This window comes from Streptomyces sp. NPDC005017 (genome assembly GCF_042873115.1).
In the GTDB taxonomy this organism is placed as follows: Bacteria; Actinomycetota; Actinomycetes; order Streptomycetales; family Streptomycetaceae; genus Streptomyces.
Window position 1 is genome coordinate 363,760 of record NZ_JBIALD010000002.1, and the last position, 15,632, is coordinate 379,391.

The 15,632-nt window shown below is 74.4% G+C and carries 15 protein-coding genes and 1 pseudogene; 8 read left to right on the plus strand and 8 right to left on the minus strand.

The annotated features are described in order from the left end of the window. Positions 1-261: 261 nt before the first annotated feature. Positions 262-1,455 (minus strand): PP2C family protein-serine/threonine phosphatase, encoded by a 1,194-nt coding sequence (locus ACFYR0_RS04410; protein WP_389321748.1) that lies wholly within the window; start codon positions 1,453-1,455, stop codon positions 262-264. 603 nt (positions 1,456-2,058) lie between these two features. Here ACFYR0_RS04410 and ACFYR0_RS04415 point away from each other — a divergent pair. Next, positions 2,059-3,051 (plus strand): YbhN family protein, encoded by a 993-nt coding sequence (locus ACFYR0_RS04415; protein WP_389321750.1) that lies wholly within the window; start codon positions 2,059-2,061, stop codon positions 3,049-3,051. 24 nt (positions 3,052-3,075) lie between these two features. Here the strand turns inward: ACFYR0_RS04415 and ACFYR0_RS04420 are convergent, their stop codons facing one another. The 6 genes from ACFYR0_RS04420 to ACFYR0_RS04445 all read right to left on the minus strand — a co-directional run bounded on the left by ACFYR0_RS04420 (position 3,076) and on the right by ACFYR0_RS04445 (position 8,473). Next, on the minus strand, positions 3,076-3,801 hold the full coding sequence (locus ACFYR0_RS04420; protein WP_389321752.1) for a 4'-phosphopantetheinyl transferase family protein: 726 nt from the start codon (positions 3,799-3,801) through the stop codon (positions 3,076-3,078). Next, entirely contained in the window at positions 3,798-4,562 is a 765-nt protein-coding gene (locus tag ACFYR0_RS04425; RefSeq protein ID WP_389321754.1) for a thioesterase II family protein, read from the minus strand. Before ACFYR0_RS04425 ends, ACFYR0_RS04420 begins: the two co-directional genes overlap by 4 nt. A 10-nt stretch (positions 4,563-4,572) precedes the next feature. Next, positions 4,573-4,980 (minus strand): peptide-methionine (R)-S-oxide reductase MsrB, encoded by a 408-nt coding sequence (gene msrB / locus ACFYR0_RS04430; protein ID WP_389321756.1) that lies wholly within the window; start codon positions 4,978-4,980, stop codon positions 4,573-4,575. A gap of 13 nt (positions 4,981-4,993) precedes the next feature. Continuing rightward, positions 4,994-6,388, minus strand: coding sequence for a UDP-N-acetylmuramate--L-alanine ligase (murC, locus tag ACFYR0_RS04435; protein ID WP_389321758.1), 1,395 nt, complete (start codon positions 6,386-6,388; stop codon positions 4,994-4,996). Between the two features lie 521 nt (positions 6,389-6,909). Next, on the minus strand, positions 6,910-7,383 hold the full coding sequence (locus ACFYR0_RS04440; protein WP_386380866.1) for an indole-3-glycerol phosphate synthase: 474 nt from the start codon (positions 7,381-7,383) through the stop codon (positions 6,910-6,912). A 154-nt stretch (positions 7,384-7,537) separates the two neighbouring features. Continuing rightward, positions 7,538-8,473: a pyrimidine reductase family protein gene (locus ACFYR0_RS04445; protein ID WP_389321760.1), complete on the minus strand. Its 936-nt coding sequence runs from the start codon at positions 8,471-8,473 to the stop codon at positions 7,538-7,540. A gap of 274 nt (positions 8,474-8,747) precedes the next feature. Here ACFYR0_RS04445 and zapE point away from each other — a divergent pair, with 274 nt between their 5' ends. The 5 genes and pseudogenes from zapE to ACFYR0_RS04470 all read left to right on the plus strand — a co-directional run bounded on the left by zapE (position 8,748) and on the right by ACFYR0_RS04470 (position 13,608). Next, entirely contained in the window at positions 8,748-9,851 is a 1,104-nt protein-coding gene (zapE, locus tag ACFYR0_RS04450) for a cell division protein ZapE (protein WP_389321762.1), read from the plus strand. Positions 9,852-9,884: 33 nt separating this feature from the next. Next, positions 9,885-10,271 (plus strand): annotated as a pseudogene (locus ACFYR0_RS04455) (SulP family inorganic anion transporter); the annotation flags it as partial. A gap of 140 nt (positions 10,272-10,411) precedes the next feature. Then, entirely contained in the window at positions 10,412-11,188 is a 777-nt protein-coding gene (locus ACFYR0_RS04460; RefSeq protein WP_389321764.1) for a slipin family protein, read from the plus strand. Positions 11,189-11,274: 86 nt separating this feature from the next. After that, a complete protein-coding gene (locus tag ACFYR0_RS04465) occupies positions 11,275-12,642 on the plus strand; it encodes an alkaline phosphatase PhoX (RefSeq protein WP_389321766.1) in 1,368 nt (455 codons plus the stop codon). A gap of 108 nt (positions 12,643-12,750) precedes the next feature. Beyond that, on the plus strand, positions 12,751-13,608 hold the full coding sequence (locus tag ACFYR0_RS04470; protein WP_389321768.1) for a polysaccharide deacetylase family protein: 858 nt from the start codon (positions 12,751-12,753) through the stop codon (positions 13,606-13,608). Here the strand turns inward: ACFYR0_RS04470 and ACFYR0_RS04475 are convergent. Next, positions 13,600-13,779, minus strand: coding sequence for a hypothetical protein (locus tag ACFYR0_RS04475; protein ID WP_386380858.1), 180 nt, complete (start codon positions 13,777-13,779; stop codon positions 13,600-13,602). The genes ACFYR0_RS04470 and ACFYR0_RS04475 overlap by 9 nt on opposite strands. 115 nt (positions 13,780-13,894) lie before the next feature. Between ACFYR0_RS04475 and ACFYR0_RS04480 the strand changes: the two genes are divergently transcribed. Further along, the gene (locus ACFYR0_RS04480) at positions 13,895-14,620 is read left to right on the plus strand and encodes a peptidyl-tRNA hydrolase (protein ID WP_389321770.1); all 726 of its coding nucleotides are present in this window, start codon (positions 13,895-13,897) and stop codon (positions 14,618-14,620) included. Between the two features lie 142 nt (positions 14,621-14,762). Beyond that, positions 14,763-15,551, plus strand: a complete 789-nt coding sequence (locus ACFYR0_RS04485; protein WP_389321772.1) for a DUF4142 domain-containing protein — start codon at positions 14,763-14,765, stop codon at positions 15,549-15,551. Positions 15,552-15,632: the final 81 nt, after the last annotated feature.

Below are 15,632 nucleotides of genomic sequence, written 5' to 3' on the forward strand. Positions count from 1 at the left end.
CGTCGTGGTTTTTCGCGCCGTTCCCCGCGCCCCTACAGGGGGCGTCGCCGCGTGGGTGTGTGCGGGGTCGTTGTGGCCTTTTGCGCCGTTCCCCGCGCCCCTACAAGGGGGCGTCGCGTGGGTGTGTGCGGGTCCGTCGTGGTTTTTTGCGCCGTTCCCCGCGCCCCTTCAGGGGATTCGTCGCGTGGGTGTGTGCGGGTTCGGTCCAGCGGTGGTGGGCGGTCGGTCGGGCCATGGCGATGCGGCGGTCGGACCAGCGGCTCACCGGCCGAGTGGGCCCCGCGCGGCCGGGTCGTCGTCCGGTGCGTCCGCGCGGGGATGCAGTCGGGCCGCCAGGACGGCCACGTCGTCCTCGGCGTGACGGGCGTCGAGCCGGGTGAGGACCGACTCCAGGACGGCCTCCACGTCCGGCTCGCCGGCGAAGCGGAGCCGGGCCAGCCGGTCGAGGGACCGGTCGATGTCCTCGCCCCGGTGCTCGACCAGCCCGTCGGTGAACAGCAGCAGGGTCTCGCCCCGCCCGAGCCGGTAGGTGCCCGCCTCGTAGCCGCCGAGCCCGGTGCCGAGCGGTGGCCCGACCGGCACGGGCAGCAGGGTCGTCTGGCCGTGGGCGTCGATCACGGCGGGCGGCAGGTGCCCTGCGCTGGCGAGGGTGATCTGCCCGCGCGCCGGGTCGACCCGGGCGATCAGACAGGTCGCGGGGCGGCGGTCGGGCTCGCCCGAGACGATGTCGTCGAGCTGGCGCAGCACCCGGTGCGGGGGCAGGTCGGCGGAGGCGATGTAGCGCAGCGACTGCCGGTAGGCGGTCATGTCCACGGCCGCCTCGACGCCGTGTCCCATCACGTCGCCGACGACCAGCAGGGTGCGGCCGAAGTGCAGTCGGACGGTCTCGCACCAGTCGCCGCCGACCAGGCTGCGCCGGCCGACGGGCTGGTAGCGGATGGCCACGTCCAGGTTGGGGTGCGGGCGGCCGGGTTCGGCGAGCAGGGCGCGCTGGAGGTCCCCGACGATCCGGCTGATCCGGGCGTACTCGCGGGCGTGTCGCAGATGGGAGGCGGCCCGCTCGGCCAGCAGCGCGAGGAACTCCGCCTCCGGGTGGGTGAAGGGCGCCGCGTGGCGGCCGCAGACCAGCATGCCGAAGCGGGCGTCGCCGGTGGCGACCGCTACGCACAGCGCGGGCCGGACACGGCCGCCGGGTGCGGCGCCGGCCCAGCCGCGGCCCTGCCCGACGTCCTGCGCCGCCACGGCGGCCACCCAGCGGGGTTCGGGCAGCAGGTCCGCGTCGCCCTGGACCGCCTCGTACCGTGCCACGCTCTCGGCGGGGGCCGTCAGCAGCGCGGCCGCGCAGCCGGCGTACCGGGCGGCCGCGCGGGTCAGCTCCTCCCTGGTGCCGTCCTCGTCGAGCGTGGTACCGATCCCGGCGAGCGCGTCCCGCACGGCCGCCGTTCCCGTGGGCACCCCCGGCGCGGCCGTCGTACCGCTCTCCCCTTCCTGGCTCTCCCCGCGCCGCCGACGGCCGCCGGAGAGCACCCTTCCGGGTCTTCGGGGCGCGTGGATCCAACGCGGGACACTGAACACCCTAAAAGGGTTGCAAACCGGGACTGAAAACGCATAAGAGTGCAGGCCGCGTGACGGGGCGCCAGCGCGGGCAGAACGGTCGTGGGGGCGGATACCGGCCTCGGACCGCACGGCGACTCCGACGACCGAGGCGCCGGCTCCTCCGGCCGAGGCCACACCCCCTACGCCCCACCGCTCCCCTCTCCCCGTCGTACCTCCTGCCCGCCCCGTCCCCCACAGGCCCTGCCCGGCCGCACCACCCCCGCCCGCCCTCGCCAGGACCCCGGCCCGTCCGGGGCCGGGGTCCTGGCGAGGGCGGGTCACCGTGTCGCCCAGCCGCCCGCGCCGCTTCCGCTGCGCGACACCGTGGCGTCATGCCGGGCGGGGACCTTTCGGTCGTCCCCTCCCCGGGTGCCCTCCCCCAAGGTGCGCCTCCCCGCCCCGTTTGTCTTCGTCCGCCCCGCGTCCCCGCGCGGGGCGGGACGCGGAAGGACGACGTACGCCGTGACCCTGCCGCTCACCGGGCCTCCCCCTGCCCTCCCCGCCCCCGTCCGCTCCCCCGCCTCCGCCCGCGCCCTGCGCCTCACACTGAGCCTGCTGCCGCTGCTGCTGATCGCCGCGTGGGCGGCGGTCGACCTGCGCACCGTGCGCGAGGGCACGGCCCGGCTGGCCGCCGCCGACCCCGGCTGGCTGCTGGCCGCGTCCCTGTTCACCTGCCTCGGCTGGGTGGCCGCCGCCTGCGTCCGCCAGGGCGCCGTACCGGAACGGCTGCCGCCCGGCCTGCTGCTGGCCTCGCAGTTCGCCGCGGGCGCCGCGAACCATGTGCTGCCGGCCTCCCTGGGCGCGCACGCCGTGACCCTGCGCTTTCTCCAGAAGCGCGGCGTCCCGCTGGCCCGCGCGACCGCCTCGCTCGCCCTGTACTCGCTGGTCAGGCCCATCGCGAAGACGTTCGTCCTGGTGGTCTTCGTGCTGGTCGCCCCGGACCTGCTGCGGTTCGGCGACCTCGTCCCGGACAGTTGGGCGCTGCTGCTGACCGCGGGCGGCGCGCTGGCCGGGCTGGCGGCGGCCGGGGTGATCGTCGCGGTCGTGCGCCCGCTGCGCCGGCCGGTGCTCGGTTTCCTGCGCACCGCCCTGAGCGACGCGCGGCTGCTGCACACCATGCCGGGCCGGTATCTGCCGCTGTGGGGCGGAGCCGCCGCGACGCCGCTGCTCCAGGGCAGTGTGATCGCGTGTGTGGGGTTCGCGCTGGGCCTGCCGCTGTCGTGGGCGCAGGTGGTGCTGGCCCTGCTGGTGGCGAGTACGGCGGTGGGTGCCGTGCCCGCGCCCGGCGGCATCGGTCCCGTGGACGCGGCGCTCGTCTTCACCATGGCCGCGTTCGGCGCCCCGGTGGGCCTGGCCACGGCGACCGTGATCGGCTACCGCGTCCTCACGGTCTGGATCCCCCTGCTGCCGGGCGCCCTCGTCCTGTCGGCCCTGGTCCAGCGCAAGGTGCTCTGAGGCCCGCCTGGCCCGCCCGTCCCCCTACCGCCCGGCCCGGTCCCGCCCCGCCGCCACGAACCCCGCCTCCAGCTCATCCACCCGCGGCCGCGCCGCCACCGCCCGCACGGCCACCGCCGCGGCGTGGCCGTCGCCCACCGGTACGTCGGACACGCTCCAGCCCCCGGGGCCTGGCCCGGCGTCCGTCCCGCCGAGGTAGTCGGCGTCGAGGGGCCGCCCCAGGCCCGTGCCCAGGCCTTTGAGATAGGCCTCCTTGCGGGCCCAGACCCGGGTGAACACCGCCGGGGCGAAGCCGCTCTCGGCGATCTGCCGGCGCTCGAGCGGATGCAGGGCGCCCGTCAGCCCGGGGACGTCGGAGGCGGCCGGGTACGGCTCGACGTCCACACCGACCGGCTGCGCGGCCAGCGCGATCAGCACCCGGTCGCCGCCGTGCGAGAGCGAGAAGTGCGGTGCTCCGGGCACCCCCAGCACCGCCGGCCTGCCGTGCGGCGCGCCGCAGCACGGGCAGGCCTCCCGGAAGTAGGCGACCTCGGCGGGCGCGACCCCGAGGCGCGCCCCCAGCAGCCGCCGCAGGGCGACATGCGCGGCCCCGTAGCGCACCCGGTCCGCGGCGTGGCGCAGCCGCTCCAGCCGGGCCCGCTCGTCGGCGTCGAGTTCCCGCGTGTCCACGGCGGACTCGTCGAGCGCGCCCACCCGCAGCGACCACAGCCCGACGGCCTCCCCGGTCATCGCCGCAGGCCCGGCCGTCATCGCCGCAGCCCGGCGTCCACGATCTTGCAGACCTCGGCCAGCCGCTCCTCGGCGTCGAAGTAGAAGTGCCCGCCGTCCAGGACGTGCGTCTCGAACGCCCCGTCCGTCTCCGTACGCCAGGAACGCATCGACTCGGCCGGCACATACGGGTCGGCGTCCCCGACGAGGGTCACGACCGGGCACCGCAGCGGTGGGCCGGACCGGTACGTGTAACCGGCGAGCAGGGTGACGTCCGCGCGCAGCCAGGACAGCGCGATCCGGATCATGTCCGGGTAGGCCAGCAGCTCCTGGGCGAGTCCGCCGAGCAACTGGAGCTCGGTGACGAGTCCTTCGTCGTCGTACTCGGCGAGCCTCGCCGCCAGATCGGCCTCCTGGGCGGCCGAGGGGGCCTCCCGGGCGGACACGAACAGGGCGTCGGGCGGCGGCCCTTCGCGCTCCAGCCGCCGCGCCGCCTCGAACGCGAGCACCGTCCCCATGCTGTGCCCGAACAGGCCGAACGGCCTGCCGTCGCCGAGCGCGGACAGCAGTTCGCCCCAGGCGCCGTCGAGGATCTCGTCCACGTCCCGGGCCGCGGGCTCCGCGATGCGCTCCTGCCGCCCGGGGTACTGCACGACCAGCGTCTCCGTGCCCGTACTGCCCAGGGACCGGGCGAGGGTGCGGTAGTAGCTCGCCGAACCCCCGGCGTGCGGAAAGCAGATCAGCCGCTGCCGGGGCTCGTCGAGCGGGAGGTAACGCCGTATCCACGCACCCGAGGGCGCCATGCCCGTGCCCTCAGCTCTCGTCCGCCGCCAGCCTCAGGGAGATCGAGTTGATGCAGTACCGCTGGTCCGTGGGCGTGGGATACCCCTCGCCCGCGAACACATGGCCGAGGTGCGACCCGCAGCGGGCGCACCGCACCTCGGTGCGGAGCATTCCGTGCGAGCGGTCCTCGATCAGTTCGACCGCGTCCGTGTCGCGCGGGTCGTAGAAGCTCGGCCAGCCGCAGTGCGACTCGAACTTCGTGGCGGAGGTGAACAGTTCGGCGCCGCAGGCGCGACAGGAGTAGACGCCCTCGGTCTTGGTGTCGGTGTACTCACCGGTGAAAGCGGGCTCGGTGCCCGCCTGCCGCAGCACGGCGTACTCGGCCGGGGTCAGCTCCGCACGCCACTGCTCGTCCGGCTTCTCGACGTCGTACGACATGAGCCCTCATTCCTCACTCAGACGGGGACAGACGGTCCAGGATGCGCGGGCCGAGGTCGGTGACATCGCCCGCTCCCATGGTGAGAACGAGATCGCCAGCCTTCGCCATTCCCGCGACGACGCCGGGCACCTCGGTCCTGTCGTGCACGGCGGTGACGTCCGCACCCGCCGCCCGCGCCGCCTCGATGATCAGCTCGCTGGTCACCCCGGGGATCGGGTCCTCGCGGGCCGGGTAGATGTCGAGCACCACGGAGGCGTCGGCGAGCGCCAGCGAGGCGCCCATCTCCTTGCCGAGCTCCTGGGTGCGCGAGAACAGGTGGGGCTGGAAGACGACGAGGATGCGCGCGTCCCCGGCGGCCGCCCGCATCGCCTCGAGGTCCGCGGTCATCTCGGTCGGGTGGTGGGCGTAGGAGTCGATCACCTGCACCCCGGCCGCCTCGCCCTTGAGCTGGAGGCGGCGCTTCACACCGGTGTACGCGGCGATCGCCGGCGCGAGCTCCGCGGCCGGGATGCCGAGCGCCACGCCCGCGGCGAGGGCGGCGACCGCGTTGTGGGCGTAGTGCCGGCCGGGCACGGAGACCGTGAAGGTCAGCTCCTCGCCGCCCAGCACCACGGTGACCTCGCTCCTGAGACCCTGCGGCACGACGGACAGCACGCGCACATCGGCGTCCCGCGCCTCGCCGTACGTCACCGTGCGCACCGATCCGTCGAGCCGCCGGGTCAGCTCCCGCGCGCCCTCGTGGTCGGCGTTGATCACCAGCGTGCCGCCGGGCACGATCCTGGCCGCGAAGGTCTGGAAGGACTCGTAGATCTCGTCCATGGACGCGTAGTTGGCGTGGTGGTCGAGCTCCACGTTGAGGACGATCGCGACCTCGGGGGCGTACTTGTGGAAGCTGCGGTCGCTTTCGTCCGCCTCGGCGACGAAGATCTCGCCCGTGCCGTGCAGGGCGTTGGAACCGGGCGCGTCCAGGTCGCCGCCGATCGCGTACGAGGGCTCGCGGCCCAGCGCGGTCAGCGACACCGCCAGCATCGAGGTGGTGGTGGTCTTGCCGTGGGTGCCCGCCACCGCGATCGGCCGCAGCCCGTCCATCAGCGCGGCGAGCGCGTCGGAGCGGTGCACCACCGGGACGCCGAGTTCCGCCGCGCGGGCCAGTTCCGGGTTGTCCGCGCGGATCGCCGAGGACACCACGACACAGCTCGCGTCGTCGGCCAGGTGCTCCGCCGCGTGCCCGATGTGCACGGTGGCCCCGAGTGCCCGCAGCGCCTGGGCGGTCTCCGACTCCTTGGCGTCGCTGCCCGCCACCCGCGCCCCGCGCTGCGCCAGGATCTTCGCGATCCCGGACATCCCGGCACCACCGATACCGATGAAGTGCGGTCGGTCCATGGCGGTAGGAATGCCGGGTGCCATGCGTGATCTCCCAAGATGCGGTGCGTACGAGAGTGGAGCGGACCCAGCCTATTGCCTGCCGCGCCCGCACCGGGCTGAGGGGCGCGGCCACCGCACCGGCGACCCGAGGAACACGGGCACCGCACCGCTGGCCCGAGGAGCACAGGCACCGCACCAGCGACCCGAGAGGCACGGACACCGCAGCGGTACACGGCTCCGCCGCGTGGCCCCCGCTACCGGCCCCGCGCACGCGTACCCCCTGCGCCTCCCCGATCTGCGCGGCGAGGCCGTCCCGCGCCCCGGCCCCCGCCCACGCGCGCCCCTGTCGCCGGGCGGGCGGCGGCCAGGGCCTTTCTGACGGATCTCCGTGGGAGCAGGAGCGGCGTTCGGCGCGTGCGATCGGTGTGCGGTGCGGAGGGGGCGTGTGGCGGAGCCACCTGTCCCCTCCGCACCGTGTGGCTTGGGGGTACCTCCCACGCCCTTCAGGCAGTGGGGAGTGCGTGCCGGGCGTCGCGACGCCGCGGAGATCCGTCAGAAGGGCCCTAAGCCTTGCTGTGCGAGAACAGCTTCAGCACCGGCACCCCCACCTTGTGCCGGGCCCGGGAGGCCCAGTCCCGGTGGAAGAACTCCTCCACGTAGTGGGGGTCGGTCAGCACGATGACCTCGTCGGCCCCGATCTCCCCCACCAGCCCCTTCAGCGCGTCCAGCGGATGGTCGTCGACCAGCCGCCCCTCCGCCGGGGCCCCGGCCGCCCGCAGCGCGGCGAGCGAGACCTCCAGCGCCTTCTCGCCGACGGTCATCGCCTCGTCCCCCTCCGGCGTCTCCCCCTCGCGCACCGCCTCGTCCAGTTCCCCGAGGGCGATGTCGTCGATGGCGCGCAGCAGCCGGTCCGCCTGCTCGCCGCGCGGCTGGAGGAGTACGTGGAAGGAGACCTGCTCCTCCCCGTGCAAGGTCGTGACGAACTCCACGTCGGCGGACGTCAGGGCCTTCTCGATCATCAAAACGCTTGTGAACACCAGCGCCCCTTCTTGTTCGAGGCCCTTGTGGGCCCTCCGTCCTGCGTGGGCCGTGCGAGGCCCTGCGGAAACCATCCTGCCCCGTGATCGCACGGGTACTGCCGGTCCTAGTGTTCCCAGCGGAAGTTAAACGGAACGGTAGATTCCGTCGATTTCACGACCGACGGTAGCGACCGAACAGGTACCCGGCCTCTTCCAGCAGGGACACGAGTTCGAAGCGGCTCGGTACGCCGACCGAGGGGCCGCCGGCGATGCGCTGGGCGTCGCCCGCGGTGAGCATCGGGGAGATCGTCAGACACAGTTCGTCGAGCACATCGGCGGCGATCAGCTGGCCCAGCAGCCGGGGGCCGCCCTCGGTGAGGATCCGGGTGTACCCGAGCCCGGCCAGCGCCTCGACGGCCCGCGCGGGCTCCACCCCGCGCCCGTCCCCGGCGATCAGCACCCGCGCCCCGGCCCGCTCGGCGGCCGCCACCCGGCCGGCCGGTGCCCCGGCGCCGGTGAGGACGACGGTGGGGGTCAGCGGGGAGGTGAACAGCGGGAGCGAGAAGTCGAGGTCCAGGCTCGCGGAGACCACGGCGACCGCGGGCGCGGGCCCCTGTCCGGCGGCCTCGCGCCGGGCCGCGAACTCGGCACGCGCGCGTGCCGGGCGGTAGCCCTCCTGGCGTACCGTTTCCGCACCGACCAGGACCACATCGGCGAGCGCCCGCAGGGTGCCGAAGATCCGCATGTCGGCAGGGCAGGAGATGGGCTGGGAGCGACCGTCGTGCTGGGCGGCCCCGTCGAGCGTGGAGACCATGTTGCCGCGCACCCACACCCGCGGTCCGCCGGGCCCGGCCTCCGGATAGGCGTAGGCCGCGGCCAGCTCGGCGAGGCTCCACTCGTGATCGCCGACGGGACCGGCCACCCCGTCGCCGGAACCGGCGCCAGAGCCGGAACCGGAAGCGGCGGCGGTGTCCGCGGCCCGGTCGGCCGCACCATGGGTCCCGGGGGCCCGGAGCCCCTCGGGACCGCCCCCTTCACCGTGGGCCTCAGGAGTCCCCCGCGGGGCCGGGGCTGCTGTCTCGTCGGTCACAGGGAACAGGCGTCGCATACCACGCAGTGTTCCACGCCCCCCGGGCCCCGCCCGGCGGATCGCGGCGGCGTCGCGGGGGCCTCACACGCACGCCCCCGGCGGCGCTGTCGCTGGTCGCCGACCCCCGGGCCCGTCGCGCCGGACGCCCTCCTCCGCCGCGCGGACGCCCGCCCGGAGACCTCCCGCACGCCCGCCCGGATCGGGCTCGCGCGGCGGCGGCCCCCGTCGCACCGCCGGGGGCCGCGGCTCCCGGCCCGGCCCGCCCCCCGGACAGGCTCTAAGCTGGGGAACCGTGTCGTCCTCCACCACCGCCTCCGGCGTCGACCCGACAGCCGACGCGGCCCCGCTGTCCCTGTGCGCCCGCGAGCCGCATGTCCCCGCGGACCGGCTCGTCGCCGAGATGGTGCCGCCGCCGCGGTTCGACTCGGTGCGCTTCAGCACGTACATACCGGACCCGAACCAGCCCAGCCAGACCGAGGCCGTCCGGGTCCTGGAGGGCTTCGCGGCCGGACTGGGCGGCGCGCACGCCACCGGCGCCGGCAGGCGCGGCTTCCTGGGCTTCGGCCGGGCCAAGGCGCCCAAGACCCCGGCCGGCCCGCGCGGCGTCTACCTGGACGGCGGCTACGGCGTCGGCAAGACCCACCTGCTGGCCTCCCTGTGGCACGCCGCCCCGGCCGACCCGTCACTGAAGGCGTTCGGCACCTTCGTGGAGCTGACCAACCTGGTCGGCGCGCTCGGCTTCCAGCAGACGGTGCGGACCCTGTCCGGGCACCGGCTGCTGTGCATCGACGAGTTCGAACTGGACGACCCCGGCGACACCGTCCTCGTCTCGACCCTGCTGGGCAAGCTGGTCGACGCGGGCGTAGCGCTCGCCGCCACCTCGAACACCCTGCCGGGCAAGCTCGGCGAGGGCCGGTTCGCGGCGGCGGACTTCCTGCGCGAGATCCAGGGGCTGTCGGCCCACTTCCGGGCCCTGCGCATCGACGGCGAGGACTACCGTCACCGCGGCCTGCCCGAGGCCCCGCCGCCGTACTCCGACGAGCAGGTCACCAAGGCCGCCTACGCCACCCCGGGCGCCTCGCTCGACGACTTCCCGCATCTGCTGGACCACCTCGCCCGCGTCCACCCCAGCCGCTACGGAGCGCTCACCGACGGCCTGAACGCGGTGTGCCTGACCGGCGTGACGCCGATCCCCGACCAGTCGACCGCGCTGCGCCTCGTCGTCCTGGCCGACCGGCTCTACGACCGCGAGGTACCGGTGCTGGCGTCCGGGCTCCCGTTCGACCAGCTGTTCAGCGAGGAGATGCTGAAGGGCGGGTACCGCAAGAAGTACTTCAGGGCCATCTCGCGACTGACCGCGCTGGCCCGCGACGCCAAGCGGATCGTGGAGTCCTGACCTCGTAAAGCCCCCGGGTCGAGGACTCGTTCACGGGGCGAGGCCGTGATCCTCGCGGTCCCGGCGCCGGCGATCGTCGCGGTCAGCATGCATGTTCGAGGGCGTGCCCGTCGGCCTGGGCCCGGCCGTGGTGAAGACGGCGTGGGACGCCTCGCACATCCGTCCCGACGTCGTCGGCAAGGGCACGGGTCCGGTCCAGGCGTTCCTGTCGGGCAACGCGGCCTTCCTGCGGCTGCCGAGGATCCCCGACAGTCTGGAGGCCCTGCCGAAGGACCGCCCGTGGAGCTGGACCTGTCCGGCCTGCACCATGCCTTCCGTACGGCACTGGAGGGCTCGGCCGAACGGCACAGCGCGGCGGGCACGGAACCGGCGAAGGTCACCGCTCCGCAGGGCCCGCCGACGGCCACCGCCACGCCGTAGCACCAGGTACGGACCGTTCCCGCTCCGAACCGGAGAAGCCCGCCCCGGTGCCCGGTCCACGGCCGCTCGTGGCCTCGGACAGGGCACCGGGCATATCGTGACAGGAAGGGAAACACGGGCCTCTGGGCGAGGAGGTCGTCATGGTCCAGGAGCTGCTCGCGGTGCTCGCGGGAGCCGGTGCGGCCGGGCTGGTGTACTTCGCGGCGGCGGCACGGGTGGTCAAACAGTACGAGCGCGGAGTGGTCTTCCGGCTCGGGCGGCTGCGCGGGACGGCCCGCAACCCGGGGCTGACGATGATCGTGCCCGGCGTGGACCGCATCCGCCGGGTCAACCTCCAGATCGTCACCATGCCGGTGCCCGCCCAGGAGGGCATCACCCGCGACAACGTCACCGTGCGCGTCGACGCGGTCGTGTACTTCAGGGTGGTGGACGCCGCCGCCGCGATCGTCAACGTCGAGGACTACCGGTTCGCCGTCTCCCAGATGGCGCAGACCTCGCTGCGGTCCATCATCGGCAAGAGCGACCTGGACGATCTGCTGTCCAACCGCGAGAAGCTCAACGAGGGCCTGGAACTGATGATCGACAGCCCCGCCATCGGCTGGGGCGTGCAGATCGACCGCGTCGAGATCAAGGACGTGTCGCTGCCGGAGTCCATGAAGCGCTCCATGGCCCGGCAGGCCGAGGCCGACCGGGAGCGCCGGGCCCGGGTCATCAACGCCGACGCCGAGCTCCAGGCCTCGAAGAAGCTGGCCGAGGCCGCCAAGCAGATGTCCGAGACCCCGGCGGCCCTCCAACTGAGGCTGCTCCAGACGGTGGTGGCCGTGGCCGCCGAGAAGAACTCCACCCTGGTGCTGCCGTTCCCCGTGGAGCTGCTGCGCTTCCTGGAACGGGCCCAACAGACCCCACCGGAAAGGTGACTTCCGCGACGCGTGTCGTTCCCGCGCGGCGCCGCCGGTGGTACACACGCTTGGTCAGTCCTGTCCGCCAACAGGAAGGCCAGTAGATGTCCATGACGCGTCGTCAGGCTCTCGCGCGGTCCGGGGCCGTGGGAGCCGGCATCGCCTTCACCGGCGCCCTCTCGGAGCTCTTCGCCGGTACCGCCGCCGCCGGCGGTCCGGGCCGCCACGGCTACGGCCCCCTGCTGCCCGACCCGCAGGGCCTGCTCGATCTGCCGGAAGGTTTCCGCTACCGCGTGCTCTCCCGCGAGGGCGACCCGCTGCGCTCAGGCGAGGGCCCGGTGCCCTCCCACCACGACGGCATGACCGCACTGCCCGGCCGGGGCGGCAGGGTCCATCTCGTCCGCAACCACGAGAACCGCGTCACCGCCCCGATCGGCGTCCCCACCGTCCCCGGCCTGACCTACGATCCGGCCGGCAAGGGCGGCTGCACCGCGCTGACGCTGGACGCGCGCGGGAACGTGCTGGCCGAGCGGGTGGCGATCGCCGGCACGGCCGTCAACTGCGCGGGCGGGCCCACGCCCTGGCACACCTGGCTGACCTGCGAGGAGACCGAGGACAGGGCCGGCACCAACGGGTACGCCAAGGACCACGGCTATATCTTCGAGGTGGACCCCGCCGACCCGCACCGCAGCGGCGCGGTCCCCCTGAAGGCCATGGGCCGCTTCCAGCACGAGGCGATCGCCGTCGACCCGCGCCACGGCATCGTCTACGAGACCGAGGACGCCTTCGACAAGCCGTTCGGCCTGTTCTACCGCTTCCTGCCGGACAAACCGCTCGGCGGTCACGGCTCGCTGCGCGCGGGCGGCCGGCTCCAGGCGATGCGGGTGCCGGGAGTCCGCGACCTGTCGGTGATCCAGGAGGCGGGCACCCGCTTCCAGCGGGTCGAGTGGGTGGACGTCCCCGACCCGCTGGCGGCCCGGACCCCGATCCGGTTCCAGGACTTCGGCCCGCGCGGTGTCACCCACGCGCAGAAGCTGGAGGGCTGCTACTGGGGCCGTCACTCCGTCTACTTCGTGTCGTCCTTCGCGCGCCGCGCCGCCGGTTCGGGCGCCGACCACTACGGCCAGGTCTGGCGCTACGACCCGGCCCACCACCACCTCACCCTGGTGATCGTCTTCGGCCCGGACACGGACGTGCAGCTGCCCGGCGAGTCCCCCGACAACATCTGCCTGTCCCCCGCGGGCGGCCTGATGGTCTGCGAGGACGGCGGCGGCGCCCAGCACGTCTACGGCGTCAACCGGCGCGGCGACGTCTACCCCGTGGCCCGCAACCGCCAGAACACCGGCACCCCCGAGGCCCCCGAGTGGGGCGAGTTCGCCGGGGCCGCCTTCTCCCCGGACTGGCGGACGATGTACCTCAACTGCTACGACCCCGGCACCACCTTCGCCGTGACCGGCCCCTGGCACCACTGACGGACACCGGCCGACCGGCGGGCCCGCCCGGGTGACGCGGGCCCGCCATCGGACGCACGGGCGGCGTGGATCGTCCGACCGACCGATCGTCACTCCTACGTTCGTACGGTGATCCCCTCCGTACGGCGCGTCCGGCGTCTCACCGCCGTCTGCGCGCTCTCCTCGGTACTCGCCGCGTGCGGCGCCCCCGAGGCACCGCACGGCCCGGCCGGGGCGGCGCGCCCGGCCCCCTCCGCCGCGCCGTCCCGGCCGCCCACGCTCGCCCCGGGCCCGGCGGGCCTGACGCCCGTCTTCCGCAACGGCCCCCGCAACGGGGGCAGGACGGTCGCGCTGACCTTCGACGCCGACATGACCGCGGGGCAGGGCGACCGGGCCGCGGCGGGCGAGCGCTTCGACAACCCCTCGCTGATCGCCGCCCTGCGCGCGCTCCGGGTACCGGCGACCGTGTTCATGACCGGCCGGTGGGCGGAGCAGTACCCGGACCAGGCCCGGGCCGTCGGCCGCGACCCGCTCTTCGAGGTCGCCAACCACTCCTACAGCCACTACGCCTTCACCGGCGGCTGCTACGGCCTGCCGGACCTGCCCGCCGCCCGGATGCGGGCCGACGTGGAGCGCGCGTACACCGCCTTCCGCGCGGCGGGGATCGAGGACGCCATGCCCTACTTCCGCTTCCCCGGCGGCTGTTACGACCGCGCGGCGCTGCGCGCCCTGGCACCCGCCGGGGTCACCGCCGTGCAGTGGGACGTGGTCGGCGGGGACGCGTTCGCGACGGACTCCGGGGCCGTGGCCCGGCAGGTGCTGGACGGGGTGCGGCCGGGTTCCGTGGTCGTGCTGCACTGCACGCGCAGCGCCGCCCCGGCCACCGAGCGGGCCGTGCGCGAGATCGTCCCCGAGCTGCGGCGGCGGGGCTACCGCTTCGTGAAGGTCTCGGAGCTGGTCGCCGCCGCGGGGCGGCCGTCAGCCTGAGCAGGCCGTGCGCTGGGCCTCCTGCCACTCGCACACCGGGCACAGCGTGATGCCCTTGTACGACTCCGGGTACTCGGTGGCCTCCCGGCACTGCACGCACTCCGCGTAGGGCGGGCCGTCCGCCTTCGGGGGCTTCGTGGCGTCGATCAGACAGTAGTTGTCGTCGCTCATGCCTCCAGGGTAGGCCGCCGCCGGGAGGCGGATCGCGGCCGTGTCCGGGGGCCTTCCCCTCACCGGGGCCGATCAGGTGATCGGGCGCGCGTCCGGGGTTGGCACACTGGACGGCGTGACCAGTGAGAGCCCCTTCCGTACCGCGCCCGGTGACCGTGACCTGGCGCCGCAGTTCGTGCTGCCCCTCGTCGTCCGCATCGAGCGGGGTGATCCGCCCGCGCGTACGGACGCGCTGGAGACGGCGGCGCGCGCGGTGCTCACGATCCTCTCCGACGAGCGGTCGGCGGGCGACGGGGAGTGGGCGCGGGCCATGGGCGACTGGCAGGACGCCCGTATCCGCAAGGTCGTGCGGCGGGCCCGGGGCGCGGAGTGGCGGCGGGCCGAGGCGCTGGACGGGATCACGGTGACGGGCAGGGCGGCCCAGGTGCGGGTGTTCCCGCCGGTGCCGCTGGACGGCTGGCCGAAGGACCTCGCCCGGCTCCAGGTGTCGGGCACCGACCTGGACGATCCCGGGGCCCCGGTCGCGGCGGACCCGGTCGCGCCGGTGCTGTGGATGAACCCCGGGGTGGAGATGTCGGCCGGCAAGGCGATGGCCCAGGCCGGACACGGCGCCCAGCTCGCCTGGTGGGAGCTGTCCGGCGAGGAGCGCGCCGCCTGGCGCGAGGCCGGCCACCCGCTCGCCGTGCGCACCGCCGGGCCGGACCGGTGGAGCGAACTGACCGCGGGCGGGCTGCCGTTGGTCCGGGACGCGGGCTTCACCGAGGTCGCGCCGGGCAGTTGCACGGTGGTGGCGGAGGGCGGCAGCCGCTACTGCTCCCGGCTGCGGCTGCCACGGCCGTAGAAGGGCGGGCCGGGGCCCTCGCGCACCCGGCGCCGAATCACCCGGCACGGGCTTGAACATTCCGGGGACACCACACGTACCTCTGTGCGCTGGCCGTGCATCACCTGCCCCAGCGACCAGTCGGTTTCCCCAGGAGGCTTCCTTGCGGCGTATCAACGGTACGGCCTTCATCATCGCGGCCCTCGTCGCCACCGTCGGCGCACTCGCCTTCCCCGTATGGTCCTACGCGGACCGCTCGGGGACGGGTCAGGCGAACCTCGACGCCGGGACGGTGAACACACGGTGGGGGCCGCTGACGGCCTCCGACCGGGATCTGATCGTCCGGGTGAGGCTGGCGGGGCTGTGGGAGCTGCCCGCCGGGCAGCAGGCCATCGAGCGGGCGCCGAGCGCGGCGATCAAGGAGGCCGGCGACCACCTGATCGTCGGTCACACCGACCTGGACAAGCGGGTGCGGATCGTGGCGGCGCAGCTCGGCGTCGCGCTGCCGAACCAGCCCACCGAGCAGCAGCAGGGCTGGCTCCAGGAGATGACGGCGGCGACCGGCCCGGAGTACGAGTACAAGTTCGTCAACCTGCTGCGGTCCGCGCACGGCAAGATCTTCCCGGCCATCGGCGCGGTGCGGAACAGCACCCGCAACACCCTGGTGCGCCAGCTCGCGTCCGACGCCAACCAGACCGTGCTCGACCACATCACGATCCTGGAGAAGACCGGCAAGGTCGACTTCGACGCCATCGCCAACGACGCGGCGAACGCCTCGACCGCGAGCCCCACGGGTCCGCCGCCGCCGGTGCCGGGCCAGCCCGTGCCGTCGGCGCCCGTCGCCGGGCCGACCGGGGACATCCGGACGACCTCGCGGCCGTCGCCGGGCGCGCCCGGGACGGTCAACACGGGCCGGCCGGACCCGGTGGACTCCGAGGGCTTCCTCCAGTAGGGACCGCCCCGAGGTCGGGGTACCGCCGGTCGGTACCCCAACCTCAAATGTTGCTCTGAAGGCGCCCGCGGCGGGGTTCGT